The organism is Bradyrhizobium sp. YR681, assembly GCF_000282615.1.
Classification (GTDB): domain Bacteria; phylum Pseudomonadota; class Alphaproteobacteria; order Rhizobiales; family Xanthobacteraceae; genus Bradyrhizobium.
Genome location: NZ_AKIY01000089.1, coordinates 1 through 15,539 on the forward strand (window position 1 = coordinate 1; position 15,539 = coordinate 15,539).

Sequence of the window (15,539 nt, forward strand, 5' to 3'; positions counted from 1 at the left end):
GAAAAGCCGGTCTATCGGCTCGACCTGCGTTTGCAGGGCGACGACGAGACGGTGTTCTTCGACGTGTGAAACATGGGTGTGCCGGCGATACCTGGTCGCCGGCATGCGCTTCTCAGACAGCGCATCGATGGCCGGCTCGACGTCGATTGCCGGGGCGCCACGATCGATCTTCGCTTCTGTGCGTCAGCTTCGCTGACCCAAATCCGACGACTTGGCGGACGAATTCCGTAGTCTTGCGGAGTTTTCCGTGCGGCTGTCCCGTCGTCGCGCAATCCCGCATTTACCGCAGCGATCTAGATTCGGGGCGGAATGTGATTCGCGCCGGGAACGCTCATGAAAATTCGCCTGTCGTTGTCCTCCGCGATCATCGCGTTCGGCATCGTGATCGCCATCGGCTTCACCGCGGTCGTCTCCACCAGCCTCTATGCATTGCGTGAGCTCAAGGTCGGCGGCCCGCTCTATTCCGACATCAAGCTCGGCAACGACCTCATCGCGGACATCCTGCCGCCGCCCGAATACGTCATCGAGGCCTATCTCGAGGCGACGCTGGCGATGCGCGAGCCGGACCAGCTCGCGGCGCATGGCGAACGCCTGGTCCAGCTCCGCAAGGATTACGACGAGCGCAAGGCGTTCTGGATCGGTTCCAGTCTCTCGACCGACCTGAAGACCGCGCTGGTGTCGAAGTCCGATGCGGAGGTCCAAAAATTCTGGAAGCTGTTGTCGGACCAGCTCCTGCCGGCCCTCAAGGCCAAGGACGCCGCGGCCTCCGAGCGTGCCTATGCGCAGCTCAAGAACGCCTACGCCGCGCATCGCGCCGTGATCGACAGCATCGTCGAGAGCGCCAACAAGCAGAACGCCGACATGGAGAGGCTGGCTGCGGATCGCGACAGCTCCATGCTCTACATCCTCCTCGGCGTTTCTGCAGCGGTCCTGGCTTTCATCGCCGCCGGCCTGCTCGGCGTCGCCCTCGGCGTGGTACGCCCGATCGTGCGCATGACCGGCACGATGCAGAAGCTCGCCACCGGCGACCTCGCCGCCGACATCCCCTTCGCGCACCGGAAGGACGAGGTCGGCTCGATGGCCGGAGCGCTCCAGGTATTCAAGCAGGCGGCGGTCGATAATTCCCGCTTGCGCGAGGAGCAGCTGCGGCAGGAGCAGGAGGCCGCACTCGCCAAGCGCGGCGCGCTGCACCAGATGGCCGAGACCGTCGAACGCGAGACCGGCCGCTCGGTCGACACCGCGAGCGCGGCGACGCAAGGCGTCGAGCGCGCCGCCTCCAGCCTGTCCGAGATCGCCCGCTCGCTGTCCGCGGAGTCGCAGGCGGTTGCTTCCGCCTCTACCCAGGCGCTTGGCAGTTCACAGACCGTTTCGGCCGCGGCCGAGGAGCTGAGCGCCTCGATCCGGGAGATCGCAAATCAGGTCGCGCGGACCAGCACCGTCACGAAATCCGCGGTCGCCGGCCGCGAGCAGGCCCGTTCGACCATCCAGGCGCTGGCAGGATCGGTGAAGAAGATCGCCGAAGTCTCCGACCTCATCGGCGGCATCGCCGGCCAGACCAACCTCCTTGCGCTCAACGCCACGATCGAGGCGGCGCGCGCCGGCGAGGCCGGCCGCGGCTTCGCGGTTGTCGCCGCCGAGGTGAAATCCCTGTCCGACCAGACCGCCAAATCCACCGAGGAGATCACCCGGCTGATTGCCGAAATTCAGGCTTCGACACAGGCCGCGGTCGATGCGGTCGAGACCATGGGAGGCCACATCGTCGAGATCGACGGCGTGGCAACCTCGGTCGCCGCGGCGATGGAACAGCAGGATGCGGCGACGCGGGAAATCTCGCGGTCGATTTCCGAATCGGCTTCGGCTGCGAAGGAGGTCTCGGCCAAGATCGGCAATGTCAGCCGCGACGCCGCGTCGGTGAACGAGCGCGCCACGGAGGTGCGGCAGGCCATCGCCGGCATGGCCGCCAATCTCGAACAGCTGCGGTCGGTCGTGGTCCGGACCGTGCGGGACTCGACTGCCGCGGCTTAGCGCCTGGCGCCAGGCCCGCCGCTGGTGCCCCGGGGTGTGATCGTGCAGTATGGCGCGGGACAGGGGCATCGTGAATATCATGACACCTCCACAACTGCCTGATGTCGTCGAGCCCGCCCGACTGACGGCTGCGCTCCGCAGGGGCGGCGTGCTGGACGCTGGCGCGGTGCGCGAGGTGAAGGTGCTGCACCAGCGCGACACCGTCGTGTCGCACATCATTCGCCTCGGCCTGCGCTATGTCGGCGAATCCGCCGGTGCTCCGCAATCGCTGATCCTGAAGATGGCGCATGCTGCTTTCGCCGGGACACTTGCAGATCGCGGCGAGCACGAAGTGGCCTTTTACACGCAGCTCGCGCCGAACATGCAGCCGGGGCTCGTCCCGCGCTGCTTCCATGGGCATTTCGACGAAGAGAGCGGGGCCTGGCATCTCCTGCTCGAAGACCTCACCGATAGCCACGAACTCGCGACCGTGCCGACGCTGCCGCCGTCGCGCGATCAGGCGATGGCCATCGTCACGGCGCTGGCGCGCATGCATGCGGGATGGTGGGATCATCCCGAGCTCGGCGAGACCGTCGGCGCCTGGGCGAGCACCGAGGAGAGTACGGCGCGCATGGAGACCTTCGCCGGTCATTACGACCGTTTCGCCGATCAGCTCGGCGATCGCCTGAGTGAGGAACGACGCATCCTTTATCGCCGTCTCATCGAACAGTCGGCCCGGTTATCGCAGCGCTATCATTCGCGCCGTCACGTCAGCATTGCCCATGGCGACGCCCACACCTGGAATTTCCTGATGCCTCGCGCCGGAATTGCCGACACCGTGCGCATCTTCGATTTCGACCTGTGGGGCATCAATGTGCCCACCAGCGATCTCGCCTACATGATGGCGATCCAATGGTATCCGGAGCGCCGGCAGGCGCTCGAGCGGCCGCTCCTCAATCGCTACCACGAGACGCTGCTCGCGCACGGTGTCGCCGGCTACACGCGCGGCGCACTCGACCAGGACTATCGCTGGTCGGTGCTCTGGCACATCACCAAGCCGGTCTGGCAATGGAGCATCAACCTCCCGCCGGGAATCTGGTGGAACAATCTGGAGCGGGTGATGATGGCGGTCGAGGATCTGGGCTGCGAGGAATTGTTGTAGAAGCTGCAAGCCGTCATTGCGAGGAGCACTTGCGACGAAGCAATCCAGACTGCTGCCGAGGAGGCAGTCTGGATTGCTTCGCCTCGCTCGCAATGACGGGGAGGCGCCCTGCCTACTCCATCACCGCATGGTCCGGTCCCGCCGCCTGCTTGCGCAGCGTCGCCTTGGTTGAGCCGATCATCAGGGCGAGCGGGATGGTGCAGAGGATGAAGACCATCACCAGCATGTAGTCGTGCGCAAAGGCGATGATCTGCGCCTGTACGCTGACCATCCGGTCGGCCATGGCGCGGCCGGCGTCGGTGGTGAGGTTGATGATGCCGCGCACGTCGGGCATCTGGAGCGCGTGGTTGAACGGATTGATGTGTTCGGACAGGATCGCGTAGGTCTTGCGCGTGCCCTGCGTCAGCTCGGCGATCACGATGGAAATGCCGACCGAGCTTGCGACATTGCGCAAGAGCGTCAGCATCGAGGTGCCGTCGGTGCGCAGATGGTTCGGCAGCGTCAGGAACGCCACGGTCGAGAGCGGCACGAAGACGAGGCCGAAGCCAAAGCCCTGGATCACGCTGACGATGACGATCTCCGGCACCTGGGTCTGGTCGGTCCAGCCCGTCATCTGGAACAGCGAGGCCGCGGTCAGCGTCAGGCCGCAGATGATCAGCGTGCGCGCCTCGATCCAGCGCATGATGCGGCCGACCATCATCATGGCGAAGAAGGTGCCGAAGCCGCGGCTCGCCAGCAGGCCGCCGGCGGTGATGATCGGGTAGCCGATCACGTTTTGCAGATAGGGCGAGGCCAGCGCCATGGTCGAGTACAGCACGAGCCCCATCACCGTCATGAAGATGCAGCCGGTGAGGAAGTTGCGGTCCCGAAACAGCGCGAACTGGATGAACGGCCGCGAGGTCGTGAAGGAGTGGGCGAAGAAATAATAGAAAGCGATGCCGGAGATCACGAACTCGGTGACGATCTCGACCGACTCGAACCAGTCGAGCTGCTCGCCGCGGTCGAGCGCGAGCTGGAGCGCGCCGATCCCGATCGCCAGTGCGCCGAAGCCGAACCAGTCGAATTTGAGGCTGAGGTTCTTTTCGGTCTCGTCCATGAAGACGATCAGCCCGAGCACGGTGATCGCGCCGAACGGCAGATTGACGAAGAATACCCAGTGCCAGGAATAGGTCTCGGTCAGCCACGCCCCGAGCGAGGGACCCATGATCGGGCCCATCATCACGCCCATGCCCCAGATCGACATCGCCTTGGCGCGTTCCTGGAGTGTGTAATAGTCGAGCATGACCGATTGCGACAGCGGCACCAGCGCTGCGCCGAACACGCCTTGCAGCAAGCGGAACAGCACCATCTGGTTGATGTCCTGCGCCAGGCCGCACAGCACGGACGCGAAGGTGAAGCCGGCCGCGCAGATGATGAAGATCCGCTTGCGGCCGAAGCGGTTGGAAATCCAGCCCACCGGCGCCGTCATGATCGCGGCGGCGACGATGTAGGATGTCAGCACCCAGTTGATCTGGTCCTGCGAGGCCGACAGCGTTCCCTGCATGTAGGGCAGCGCGACGTTGGCGATGGTGGTGTCCAGCGCCTGCATGATGGTCGCGGTCATGGCGCAGATCGTCACCATGTTCCGGCGCAGGCCGGGCACCATCAAAGCGGGATTGGACTCCGCCATCGGATCAGTCCTTGTCCTGATCTTTGTCTTGGCTCGCCGTCGCCGACAGTCCGAGCAGGCCGGCGAGCGTGCGCTTGTGGCCGGTGTCGATGGTGGCATAGACGCTCATGCCGGCCTTCAGCTTCCGCACATATTTGTCGGTCTCGTCGAAATAGATCCTGACGGGCACGCGCTGCACCACCTTGACGAAATTGCCGGTGGCGTTCTGCGGCGGCAGGATCGCGAACTGAGCGCCGGTGCCGGGCGAGAGCGAACCGATCTTGCCCTTGAAGACGTGGTTCGGGAACGCGTCGACTTCGAGCGTGACCGGCTGGCCCTCGGTGACGTGGGTGAGGTCGCTCTCCTTCGGGTTGGCGTCGACCCAGGGATGGGCGACGTCGATGATGGAGAACACCGCCATGCCCGCGGTGACGTAGCGGCCGAGCTGGATCTGCTCGACCTGTGTCGCGACGCCGCCCATCGGCGCGCGCACCACGGCATGGTCGAGATTGCGCTCGGCGTTTTCCAGCTTGGACTTGGCCTGTGCGTAGGGTGGGAATTTCTCCAGCGGCAGGTCGGTATCGCCGAGCAGCTGCGTCTTGGCCGTCGAGATCTGCTGCTTGACGTATTGCGCGATCGAGCCCGAGGTGACCAGCGCGTTCGACGCGTTGTCGAGATCGAGCTGCGAGCCAAAGCTGTTCTTGACCAGCGCCTGCTTGCGTTCGACGTCGCGCTGCTTCAGGTCGACGCCCTTCTGGGCGAGATCGAGCATGTCGCCGTAGATCTTGATGTTGGCGCGAAGGTTGTCATAGGTCGTCTGCGCCTGCATCAGCTGCGCCCTGGCCTCGTCCACCGCGAGGCGGAACGGCACAGGATCGATCTCGAACAGCACGTCGCCCTGCTTGACGAGCTGGCCTTCCTTCACGACGACCTGCTCGATCTTGCCGGAGATGTCGGGCGTCACCAGCACCTTCTGCGCGCCGACATAGGCGTCGTCAGTGCCGACATAGCGGCCGCCATTGAGATAGAAGGTGAGGCCGCCGATGGCGACGACGACAGGCAGCACGACCATCAGCAGGAATCGCCGATAGCGACGCAGGCCTGCGATGAAGCGGCGGCGCGGATCGGCGCCGGCCTTCTTGGTGGGTTTGCCGCTGTCGATCTTCTGCTCGGGCTGGAACTTGAGAACCTGATCAGCCATAGCGCTGCTCCTTACGCGCTTGTTCCGCCCCAGAGGTCTGGATCGCGTCACGCACGTTTTCCTTGATTGCTTCGAGTTGGGTGAGAAGACGGTGGGCATCGGCCGGGTTGATGCCCTCGAGCGCGTTGGCGGTGATTTCGGACCTGAGCCCGCTCATCTTGCCGAGCAATTGCCGGCCGGCCTTCCTCAAATAGAGGCGCTTGACGCGGCGGTCCGAAGCGTCGCTGCGGCGCTCGATCCAGTCATTGTCGCAGAGCTTGTCGATCAGGCGCGTCAGCGTGATCGGCTGCACCTCGAGGAGCTCGGCGAGCTCCGATTGCTTCATGCCCTCGCTGCGCTCGACCTTGGCCAGCACCGCCCATTGTGCACGGGTGATGCCGAAGCGCGAGGCCTCCTTGTCGGCATAGACGCGCAGCAGGCGATAGAGCTCGGCGAGCGTAAACAGGAAGTTCTGGTCCACGGGCCCGCGGCTCATGAGCTTGGTCTCCTATAAGCTTGCAATACTATAAGCAAGCTTATGATTATTTCACGGCCGGCAGATGCGACGCTGTCCCGCCGGAAAAGCATGGCTGGCAGCCGTTTGCGTCCCGGCCTTTGGGTTCCCCGGCCGAAATGCTAGAAGGCGGGCCGAATGACCCTCGCAAAGCCGGCATTTCCGACGCCCGACCACGATCACGGCCGCTGCACCGCGGACGCGCTGGCGCATGCCGAGGCGGTTTGCGCGCAGCGGGCGCAGAAATTCACGCCGATACGCCGCCAGGTGCTGGGGGCGCTGCTCTCCAGCCATCGCCCGCTCGGCGCCTATGAGATCATCGACGAACTCGCCAAGTCGATGCCGCGTCCGGCCCCGATCACGGTCTACCGTGCTCTCGATTTCTTGATGGCCAACGGCCTCGTGCACCGCATCGAAAGCCGCAACGCCTATCTGGCCTGCGCCGCCCACGACCATGATTCGACCTCGGCGGTGGCGTTCCTGATCTGTGAGCGCTGCGGTCTGGTCGGCGAAATCCCGTCGGGGTCCTTCGCCGGGGATCTCAACGCTGCGGCGCGCAGCTCGGGCTTTGCCCCCAAGCTGTCCGTGGTGGAGATCACGGGCATCTGCACGCATTGTCAGAAAGCTGCATAAAGCAACAACGGCGCAAAGCCGATATTCGGGAAGAAATGTCCTCACCTCAAATCAACCAATCCGCCGCACGTCCCCTGAGTGCCGGCGCCATCGCCCTGATGCTGATGCTGTGCCTGACCTGGGGGTTCAACCAGATCGCGGTGAAGCTGGTGCTGGTGGATATTCCGCCGATGCTTCAGGCCACGTTCCGCTCGATCGGCGCGCTGCCGGTGCTGTTCCTCATCGGCACGTTTCGCGGCGTGAAGTTCTTCGAACGTGACGGCACATGGAAGGCCGGCCTGGTCGCGGGGCTGATGTTCAGCATCGAGTTCGTGCTGATCTACCAGGGCCTGCGCTTCACGCCGGCGTCCCGTGCCGTGGTGTTCCTCTATACCGCGCCGTTCTTCGTCGCACTCGGGTCCTACCAGGCGCTCGGCGAACGGCTGGGCGGCATGCAATGGCTGGGGCTCGCGGTGAGCTTTGCCGGCGTCGCGCTCGCGATCGGGGTGCCGCAGCCCGATGTCGATGCCAAGGTGCTGCTCGGCGACCTCATGATCGTCGGCGGTGCTGTGCTGTGGGCGGCCACCACGCTGGTCGCCAAGAGCACGAGGCTGCGCTTCGTCGCGCCCGAGAAGGCGCTGGGCTATCAGGTCGCGACCTCGATCCCGATCCTGGGGCTGGCCGCCTGGCTGTTCGGCGAGACCATCCCCCATACGCCTTCGCCGCAGTCCATCGCGCTCGTGGCCTTCCAGGCGATCTGGGTGGTGGGAACCACGTTCACGCTTTGGTTCGCGCTGGTGAAGGCCTATTCGGCCAGCAAATTGTCCGCTTTCACCTTCATCACCCCTTTGTTTGGCGTGGTGGGTAGCTATTTCATCATGCACGAAACCCTGAGCCTGACATTCGGGGCCGCGGCGGTCCTTGTAATTGCTGGGCTTTTTCTGGTTAACCGTCCCAGCCAATCGGCCGCGGCGCCGGCGGATGCATTGCTGAACGTCACCAAAACCTGATATTTGGACCCCATGAACAAGCTCGAAAACCCCATCGATTCCGATATCGCGGGCCCCGCGCCCCGGCACCGGACCACCCAGGTCAAGGTCGGCGACGTCGCCGTCGGCGGCGGCGCGCCGATCGTCGTGCAGTCGATGACCAACACCGACACCGCCGACATCGACGGCACCATCGCCCAGGTCGCAGCGCTCGCGCGCGCCGGCTCCGAAATGGTCCGCATCACCGTGGACCGCGAGGAGGCCGCCGCTGCCGTTCCGCACATCCGCGACGGCCTCGCCAAGCGCGGCATCACCACGCCCTTGATCGGCGACTTCCATTATATCGGCCACAAGCTGCTCGCGGCCTATCCGGCCTGCGCCGAGGCGCTGGCCAAGTACCGCATCAATCCCGGCAATGTCGGCTTCAAGGACAAGCGCGACACCCAGTTTGCCGACATCATCGAGATCGCCAACAGGAACGGCAAGCCGGTGCGCATCGGCGCCAATTGGGGCTCGCTCGACCAGGAGCTTCTGACCAAGCTGATGGACGAGAACGCCGCCTCGGCCAATCCGCGCGACGTGCGCGCGGTGACGCGCGAGGCCATGGTGCAGTCGGCGTTGCTCTCGGCCGCGCGCGCCGAAGAGCTCGGCATGCCCAAGGACCGCATCATCCTCTCCGCGAAGGTCTCGGCGGTGCAGGACCTCATCGCGGTCTACCAGGACCTCGCTTCTCGTTCCGACTACGCGATCCATCTCGGCCTGACCGAAGCCGGCATGGGCTCGAAGGGCATCGTGGCGTCCTCGGCCGCGCTCGGCATCCTCTTGCAGCAGGGCATCGGCGACACCATCCGCATCTCGCTGACGCCGGAGCCCGGCGGCGACCGCACCCGCGAGGTGCAGGTCGGCCAGGAACTGCTCCAGACCATGGGCTTCCGCACCTTCGTGCCGCTGGTTGCGGCGTGCCCCGGCTGCGGCCGCACCACCTCGACCACCTTCCAGGAGCTGGCGCGCTCGATCCAGGATTTCATCCGCGACGAGATGCCGGGTTGGAAAACGAAATATCCCGGCGTGGAAGAGCTCAACGTCGCGGTGATGGGCTGCATCGTCAACGGCCCCGGCGAATCCAAGCACGCCAATATCGGCATCTCGCTCCCGGGCACCGGCGAAGCGCCGGCCGCGCCCGTCTTCGTCGACGGCAAGAAGTTCCGCACGCTGCGCGGGCCCACGATCTCCGCCGACTTCAAGGCGCTGGTGATCGACTACATCGACCAGCGCTACGGCCAGAACGCCAAGGTGCCGGTGACCGCGGCGGAGTGATTTCACTCCGCTAGTGCTCCACACTCCGCTGTCGTCCCCGCGAAGGCGGGGACCCATAATCACAGGGCGTGGTTATGGCGAGAGATGATGGCTCAGAGTCTTCGTCAAACCTGATCCTGTGGTTATGGGTCCCGGGCTCGCGCTCCGCGCGCCCCGGGACGACGGCTGCGTTTGCAGGGCAGATTGCGTATCTGCCGCCGCACGCTACGATGTCTCCAATCAACAATGATCGGGAGACACGCCATGAGCTCACTCGCCGGCAAGCAGGGCCCGCGCTATCGCCACACGGCTGAAGACGGCGCGCCGTACGAGACCATTGCGGTCGAAAAGCTCACGCCCATCATCGGCGCGGAAATCTCCGGCGTTGATATCGGCAAGCTCGTTTCGGACGATGCCCGCTCCAACCAGCAGATGGGCGAGATCCACCGCGCGCTCGCCGAAAACCTCGTGATCTTCTTCCGCGACCAGGAGATCACGCCCAGGCAGCATCTCGCCTTCGGCCGCAAGTTCGGCGAGCTGCATTTTCATCCTGCCGCGCCGCACGAGGACGAAGACCCGGCGTTGATGAAGATCTATGCCGACAAGAATTCGCCGCGGGCCAATGGCGAGGGCTGGCATTCCGACGTGTCCTGCGATCTCGAACCGCCGATGGGCTCGATCCTCTACATCAAGCAGTGTCCGCCCCGCGGCGGCGATACGCTGTTCGCCAACATGTATGCCGCCTATGAGGCGCTGTCGGACCGCATGAAGGCCTATCTCGACGGTCTCACCGCGCTGCATGACGGCGAGCCGATCTATCGCGGGCTCTATGCGAACTATGGCGTCGCGGACCGTCCGTCCTATCCGAACGCCGAGCATCCCGTGGTGCGCACGCACCCGGTCACCGGCCGGAAGGCGCTCTACGTCAATCGCGGCTTCACTCGCCACATCAACGGCATCCCGCGCGACGAGAGCGACGCGATGCTCGCCTATCTCTACCAGCACGCCGAAAACCCGCTGTTCCAGTGCCGCTTCCGCTGGACCGAGAACGCCATCGCCTTCTGGGACAATCGCTGCACCCAGCACCGCGCGATGTGGGATTACTGGCCGCACACGCGCTCGGGCACGCGCGTGACGGTGAAGGGGGAGCGGCCGGTGTGACTGGAGCGTAGGGCGGATTAGCGAAGCGTCATCCGCCACCTTTATCGCGGCGAGATCGGCGGTGGGTTACGCTACGCTAACCCACCCTACGAAGCACGTTCTTGCGTTGACGTCCTCGCGCTCCCGCGCCAATCTTCCGAAAAACAAGTCGGGAGGATCCGCCATGCTCCGCGCCGAGGACAACAAGTTCCTGACTGAAGCGGGCCCCGGTACGGCAATGGGCGAGCTGTTGCGGCGCTTCTGGATTCCTGTGCTGCTGTCCGAGGAGCTCCCCAAGCCCGACGGCGAGCCCAAGAAGATCACCGTGCTCGGCGAGGAGCTGCTCGCCTTCCGCGACACGCGCGGCGTCGTCGGAATCATCGACCAGTACTGCCCGCATCGCGGCGCCAATCTCTGGCTCGGGCGCAACGAGGAATGCGGCATCCGCTGCGTCTATCATGGCTGGAAGTTCGACACCGACGGTGCCTGCGTCGACATGCCGACGTCCTATCCCGATCTCAACGCAAAAGACCTGATCCGGATCAAATCCTATCCGGTGCGCGAATGGGGCGAGATGATCTGGGCCTATATGGGGCCCGCCGCCGTGATGCCCGAGCTGCCCGATCTCGAAATGGCGCTGCTGCCGGCCTCGCACCGCTACGTCAGCAAGAAATGGCAGGACTGCAACTGGGTGCAGGCGCTGGAAGGCTCGATCGACACCGCGCATTTTACCTTCGCGCATCTCTCCTTCGACAAGGAGGAGAACGAGATTCTGGATATCAAGAAGCACTTTGTGAATCCGCTCGTGCGCATGAACAGCGACCACATGCGCTGGATCGCCGAGGACCCCCGCCCCGTGATCAAGGTCAGCCCTCATGATGCCGGGCTGACGATCGCCGGCGGCCGGCTCACCGGCGGCGACAATGTCTACTGGCGCATTGCGCAATTCCTGATGCCGTTCCATGCCTATGCGCCGAGCGCGATGCCGGGCGAAAACATCTTCGGCCAGACCTTCGTGCCCGTGACCGACACCAATTGCTGGATCTACACCTATGTCTGGAATCCGGACCGGCCGCTGACGCAGGCCGAGCGCGATGCATTTGATCGCGGCAACGGCGTGATCGCGGAGGTCGACGACAATTACGTGCCGCTGCGCCACAAGGGCAATGATTACCTGATCGACCGCAAGCTCCAGAAGACGCGGAGCTACACCGGAATCAAAGGCGTCTCCGAGCAGGACGCCGCCGTGCAGGACAGCCAGGGCCCGATCGCCGACCGCACCCGCGAGCATCTCGGGCCGACCGATCTCGGCATCATGCATTTCCGCAAGGTCGTGATGGAGCTGGCGCGCGCGCTCCAGCAGGGCGAGCCGCCGCCGCATGCCGCGCATCAGGATCGCTACGCGGTTCGCTCTGGCGCCTGCGTCGCCAGCAAGGCCAAGGATCTGCCTGCGGTGATGCTGGAGCGTTTCGGCGACGTCGCGGGCTTCGTCGGTCGTCCCAAGGTCGCCGCAGCGGAGTAGCGCTTGGAGAGATCGCGCAGCATCATCGCAGCTCTCGTTGCGCCGCTCGTCGCGTCGATCCTGCTGTGGTCGCTTGCACCGGTTGACGCCGGCCAGGCTGCGCCCGTGCGGTCGCATGCGAAGCCAACGCCGAAGCCGCCGAATTCATCGGCCAAATGCGAGATGCCAAAGTTCCGGATCGTCGTGGATGTCGGGCATACCCCGGACTCCTACGGCGCGTTGAGTGCGCGCAACGATCCGGAATTCGGCTTCAACCTCCGTCTCGCCAGACTCATCACGACGAAACTCAGATCCGAAGGCTTTGCCGCAACCCGTCTACTCGTTACCGACGGCAAGGCGCGGCCGAGCCTTCTCAAGCGCGTCAGTGCCGCGAATGACGGGCGGGCCGATCTATTCCTCTCGATCCACCACGATTCGGTGCCGGACACGCTGATCGAAACCTGGGAATTCGATGGCGCGATGAGCCATTTCAGCGACCGGTTCTCGGGCCATTCTCTGTTCGTGTCCGAGCGCAATCCGCATTTCGCCGCCAGCCTCAAGCTGGCCCGGATGATCGGCCGGCAATTGAAAGGGCAGGGCCTGCACTATGCCAGCCAATACACCCTGCCGCTGATGGGCCGCTACCGGCGCCAGTTGCTCGACAAGGATGTCGGCGTTTACCGCTATGACGGCCTCGTTGTGCTGTCGCAGACCCGGAGCCCCGCCGTGCTGCTCGAAGCCGGCTCCATCATCAACCGCGACGAGGAAATGGCGATGAACTCGCCGGAGCGGCACGAGCTGATTGCGGGGGCCGTCGCGGCGGCGATGGGCGAGTTCTGCCAGAGGCGGTAGGTTTGCTCCGCCGCGGCGGCAATGACCGGGAAGCTACAGCGGCACGCCCCGATACTCCCTGTTCGCGAGGCTCGCCTCCTCCAGATCGAGGTCGCGCTCGATCCGCCGCCGCGTTTCGTCGGTGATCTGGCCGTCGCGCAGGAGGTCGTGGATGAACTTGCGTTCGGCGCCGATCAGCTCGCGGGTCAGCGCGGTGCCGGCTGCGGAGACGTCGTGATGGGCGGGATCGAGGGAATCCGGAAGCTGGTTGGCGCGGATGTCGTGGCGGGCGCGCAGGAGCTGCATCACCTCGTCGGAAACCTCCTTTTCCGCGGTCAGCGCGTCCAGCGATTTCAGCGCTGCGTCGAGGGCCTGGCGGCGCGCCGCGATCTCGGCCTCGTGCTCGGCGACATGTTCGCTGCGGCCGGCTTCCGCGACGCCCAGCCAGCGCACCACCGGCGGTAGCGTCAGGCCGACGCCGATCAGCGTGATGAAGATGACGCCGAAGGCGACGAACAGGATCAGGTCGCGATACGGAAAAGCCTCGCCGCCGGGCAGCGTGAACGGCAGCGCCAGCGCGGCCGCGAGCGACACGGCGCCGCGCACACCGGTGAAGGCGAGCACGAATGGCCATTGCCAAGTCGGCGACGGATCGCGCTTGCGCAGCGACTTGCTGAGGATCCGCGGCAGATAAGTCGCGGGATAGAGCCAGGCGAAGCGCGCGATCACGACGACCACCAGGACCACGGCGGTCGCGATCATGATGTCATCGAGCGGAAACGCCTTCGACTTCTCGTAGAGCGCGCGCATCTGGAAGCCGGTGAGCAGGAATAGCATGCCCTCGATCAGGTAGATCACGAGGTCCCAGAAGAAGATGCCTTGCAGGCGCGTCGCCGACGAGATCAAGAGCGGCCCGTTCCAGCTCACATAGAGGCCGCAGGCGACGGTGGCGATCACGCCGGAGCCGCCGACATGTTCGGGCAGCCAGTAGGAGACGTAAGGCGTGATCAGCGACAGCGTCAGCTCGACCTGCGGATCCCCGGACCATTTGCGGAAGCGCAGGGAGAGCCAGCCGACGCCGATGCCGAAGGCGATTTCGCCGGCGACGATGAGGAGAAACTCACCGGCCGCCAGCGGCAGCGAGAGATGCCCGACCATGATGGCGGCGAGCGCGAAGCGGTAGAGGATCAGCGCGGTGGCGTCGTTGGCAAGCCCTTCGCCCTCGAGGATGACCAGAAGCCGGCGCGGCATGTGCAGCCGCCGCGCGATCGCGAGGGGCGCCACCACGTCGGGCGGTGCGACGATGGCGCCGAGCAGGAAGCCGACGGTCCAGGGCAGTCCGATCACATAGTGCGTGGCGGCCGCCACCAGCGCCGCGGTGAAGATCACCGCGCCGACCGCGAGCAGGACGATCGGGCGCAAATTGTTCCTGAACTCGCGCCAGCTCATGGCGACGCTGGCCGAGTAGATCAGTGGCGGCAGCACCATCAGCAGCACCAGTTGTGGCGGCAGCTCGACTGGCGGCATGCCCGGCACGAAGGCGAGGCCGACGCCGGCCAGCATCAGGAGAATAGCAGGCGCCACGTTGAAGCGGCGTGCGGCCAGCGCCACACCGGCCAGTACGGCAAGCAGGATGAGAAAGGTCTGAAACTTCGCTTCCATGATGATCTGTCTTCACCCGGAAGCGGCCATGAGGTCAACATGAGGTCAATGCGGCGGCCTTACGCCAGCCGCTCGGTCACCATGCGCCCGATATGCGCGAACACGGCTTCGATCTGCGCAGTGCTCGGCGTTCCGCCCTGGGTGTAGGCAGCGATCAGGATCGGCGCATCCGACCTGGTATCGGATTTGGGCCAGGCGACCGCGATATCGCCCGATGCGTCCTTGCCGTTGTTGCCGGTCTTGTCGCCGATCTTCCAGCCTGCCGGCAGGCCGGCGCGCAGCCGGTTGGCGCCGGTCTTGCAATTCACCATCCAGTCGGTGAGCTGCGCGCGCGAAGCTGGCGACAGCGCCTCGCCCGTCACTAGCCGCTTCAGATTGCCGGCCATCGCGGCCGGCGTCGTGGTGTCATGGGGGGCGCCGGGCGGCGAGCGGTTGAGCTCGGGCTCGTTGTGGTCAAGCCGCGAAATGGTGTCGTCGAGCGAGCGCCAGAACGCCGTGAGCGCGGGGGGGCCGCCGATCCGCGCCAGCAGCAGATTGGCGCAGGTGTTGTCGCTGAGCTCGACGATGGCCTTGCACATCTCGGCGACCGACATCCTGCCGGCCGGGATATTTTGCCTGGCGACCGGTGCGTATTCGAGCAGGTCAGCCTTGCTGTAAGGGATCATGGCGGAAAGTTGCTCCTCGCCGCGATCGACCCGCGCCAGCACGCAGGCCGCGAGCGAGGCCTTGAATGTCGAGCACATGACGAACCGCTCCTCCGCGCGCCATGCGATCTTCGCGCCGGTCGCAAGGTTTTCCGCATAGACCCCGATCCGCCCGCCGCTCTCGCGCTCGTAGGTTTCGAGTTCGGGCGGCGCGTCGGCGGCAAGCGCGGGAGAAGCGGCCATCCAGGCGAGCGAGGCGATCAGGGAACGGCGGTCGAGCGGCATGGGGACCTTTGGATAAGCGGAGCAGGGGAGGGGCATGGCGCGATGTTCCCGCGCCGTCATTGCGAGGAGCG

At 65.2% G+C, this 15,539-nt stretch carries 13 protein-coding genes; 8 read left to right on the forward strand and 5 right to left on the reverse strand.

Annotated elements, in window-relative coordinates:
• Nucleotides 1-333: 333 nt before the first annotated feature.
• Both PMI42_RS10020 and PMI42_RS10025 read left to right on the forward strand, forming a co-directional pair.
• Complete coding sequence (locus PMI42_RS10020) at nucleotides 334-2,025, forward strand: methyl-accepting chemotaxis protein (protein WP_008133225.1); 1,692 nt, start codon at nucleotides 334-336, stop codon at nucleotides 2,023-2,025.
• 49 nt (nucleotides 2,026-2,074) lie between these two features.
• Entirely contained in the window at nucleotides 2,075-3,166 is a 1,092-nt protein-coding gene (locus PMI42_RS10025) for a phosphotransferase (protein ID WP_008133227.1), read from the forward strand.
• A gap of 112 nt (nucleotides 3,167-3,278) precedes the next feature.
• Here the strand turns inward: PMI42_RS10025 and PMI42_RS10030 are convergent, their stop codons facing one another.
• From PMI42_RS10030 to PMI42_RS10040, 3 genes are read right to left on the reverse strand one after another with little or no spacing between them, the layout of a single operon-like run.
• Nucleotides 3,279-4,835 carry an MDR family MFS transporter gene (locus PMI42_RS10030; RefSeq protein ID WP_008133229.1) on the reverse strand — a complete coding sequence of 519 codons (1,557 nt, stop codon included), beginning with the start codon at nucleotides 4,833-4,835 and terminating at the stop codon, nucleotides 3,279-3,281.
• Between the two features lie 4 nt (nucleotides 4,836-4,839).
• Entirely contained in the window at nucleotides 4,840-6,015 is a 1,176-nt protein-coding gene (locus tag PMI42_RS10035) for an HlyD family secretion protein (RefSeq protein ID WP_008133231.1), read from the reverse strand.
• Nucleotides 6,008-6,490, reverse strand: coding sequence for a MarR family winged helix-turn-helix transcriptional regulator (locus PMI42_RS10040; protein WP_008133233.1), 483 nt, complete (start codon nucleotides 6,488-6,490; stop codon nucleotides 6,008-6,010). The genes PMI42_RS10035 and PMI42_RS10040 overlap by 8 nt, the downstream gene beginning before the upstream one ends.
• Before the next feature lie 156 nt (nucleotides 6,491-6,646).
• Between PMI42_RS10040 and PMI42_RS10045 the strand changes: the two genes are divergently transcribed.
• The 6 genes from PMI42_RS10045 to PMI42_RS10070 all read left to right on the forward strand — a co-directional run bounded on the left by PMI42_RS10045 (nucleotide 6,647) and on the right by PMI42_RS10070 (nucleotide 12,898).
• Nucleotides 6,647-7,141: a Fur family transcriptional regulator gene (locus PMI42_RS10045; RefSeq protein ID WP_008133235.1), complete on the forward strand. Its 495-nt coding sequence runs from the start codon at nucleotides 6,647-6,649 to the stop codon at nucleotides 7,139-7,141.
• A 35-nt stretch (nucleotides 7,142-7,176) separates the two neighbouring features.
• Nucleotides 7,177-8,130, forward strand: a complete 954-nt coding sequence (locus PMI42_RS10050; protein ID WP_008133236.1) for a DMT family transporter — start codon at nucleotides 7,177-7,179, stop codon at nucleotides 8,128-8,130.
• A 12-nt stretch (nucleotides 8,131-8,142) separates the two neighbouring features.
• Nucleotides 8,143-9,426, forward strand: a complete 1,284-nt coding sequence (gene ispG / locus PMI42_RS10055; protein ID WP_008133238.1) for a flavodoxin-dependent (E)-4-hydroxy-3-methylbut-2-enyl-diphosphate synthase — start codon at nucleotides 8,143-8,145, stop codon at nucleotides 9,424-9,426.
• Nucleotides 9,427-9,669: 243 nt separating this feature from the next.
• Nucleotides 9,670-10,566: a TauD/TfdA dioxygenase family protein gene (locus PMI42_RS10060; protein WP_008133241.1), complete on the forward strand. Its 897-nt coding sequence runs from the start codon at nucleotides 9,670-9,672 to the stop codon at nucleotides 10,564-10,566.
• Between the two features lie 163 nt (nucleotides 10,567-10,729).
• Entirely contained in the window at nucleotides 10,730-12,067 is a 1,338-nt protein-coding gene (locus tag PMI42_RS10065; protein ID WP_008133242.1) for a Rieske 2Fe-2S domain-containing protein, read from the forward strand.
• A 3-nt stretch (nucleotides 12,068-12,070) separates the two neighbouring features.
• Nucleotides 12,071-12,898 carry an N-acetylmuramoyl-L-alanine amidase gene (locus tag PMI42_RS10070; RefSeq protein ID WP_008133244.1) on the forward strand — a complete coding sequence of 276 codons (828 nt, stop codon included), beginning with the start codon at nucleotides 12,071-12,073 and terminating at the stop codon, nucleotides 12,896-12,898.
• A gap of 33 nt (nucleotides 12,899-12,931) precedes the next feature.
• Here the strand turns inward: PMI42_RS10070 and PMI42_RS10075 are convergent, their stop codons facing one another.
• Together PMI42_RS10075 and bla are read right to left on the reverse strand one after the other, a co-directional pair.
• Nucleotides 12,932-14,539 carry a Na+/H+ antiporter gene (locus PMI42_RS10075; RefSeq protein WP_008133246.1) on the reverse strand — a complete coding sequence of 536 codons (1,608 nt, stop codon included), beginning with the start codon at nucleotides 14,537-14,539 and terminating at the stop codon, nucleotides 12,932-12,934.
• Nucleotides 14,540-14,598: 59 nt separating this feature from the next.
• Entirely contained in the window at nucleotides 14,599-15,468 is an 870-nt protein-coding gene (gene bla / locus PMI42_RS10080) for a class A beta-lactamase (RefSeq protein WP_035965110.1), read from the reverse strand.
• Nucleotides 15,469-15,539: the final 71 nt, after the last annotated feature.

Excerpts from the sequence above, each read along its gene's own strand:
- PMI42_RS10075 (WP_008133246.1), bottom strand. The coding sequence starts at position 14,539 with ATGGAAGCGAAGTTTCAGACCTTTCTCATCCTGCTTGCCGTACTGGCC.
- PMI42_RS10030 (WP_008133229.1), bottom strand. The coding sequence starts at position 4,835 with ATGGCGGAGTCCAATCCCGCTTTGATGGTGCCCGGCCTGCGCCGGAAC.
- PMI42_RS10065 (WP_008133242.1), top strand. The coding sequence starts at position 10,730 with ATGCTCCGCGCCGAGGACAACAAGTTCCTGACTGAAGCGGGCCCCGGT.
- PMI42_RS10040 (WP_008133233.1), bottom strand. The coding sequence starts at position 6,490 with ATGAGCCGCGGGCCCGTGGACCAGAACTTCCTGTTTACGCTCGCCGAG.
- bla (WP_035965110.1), bottom strand. The coding sequence starts at position 15,468 with ATGCCGCTCGACCGCCGTTCCCTGATCGCCTCGCTCGCCTGGATGGCC.
- ispG (WP_008133238.1), top strand. The coding sequence starts at position 8,143 with ATGAACAAGCTCGAAAACCCCATCGATTCCGATATCGCGGGCCCCGCG.
- PMI42_RS10035 (WP_008133231.1), bottom strand. The coding sequence starts at position 6,015 with ATGGCTGATCAGGTTCTCAAGTTCCAGCCCGAGCAGAAGATCGACAGC.
- PMI42_RS10020 (WP_008133225.1), top strand. The coding sequence starts at position 334 with ATGAAAATTCGCCTGTCGTTGTCCTCCGCGATCATCGCGTTCGGCATC.
- PMI42_RS10060 (WP_008133241.1), top strand. The coding sequence starts at position 9,670 with ATGAGCTCACTCGCCGGCAAGCAGGGCCCGCGCTATCGCCACACGGCT.
- PMI42_RS10025 (WP_008133227.1), top strand. The coding sequence starts at position 2,075 with ATGGCGCGGGACAGGGGCATCGTGAATATCATGACACCTCCACAACTG.
- PMI42_RS10050 (WP_008133236.1), top strand. The coding sequence starts at position 7,177 with ATGTCCTCACCTCAAATCAACCAATCCGCCGCACGTCCCCTGAGTGCC.
- PMI42_RS10045 (WP_008133235.1), top strand. The coding sequence starts at position 6,647 with ATGACCCTCGCAAAGCCGGCATTTCCGACGCCCGACCACGATCACGGC.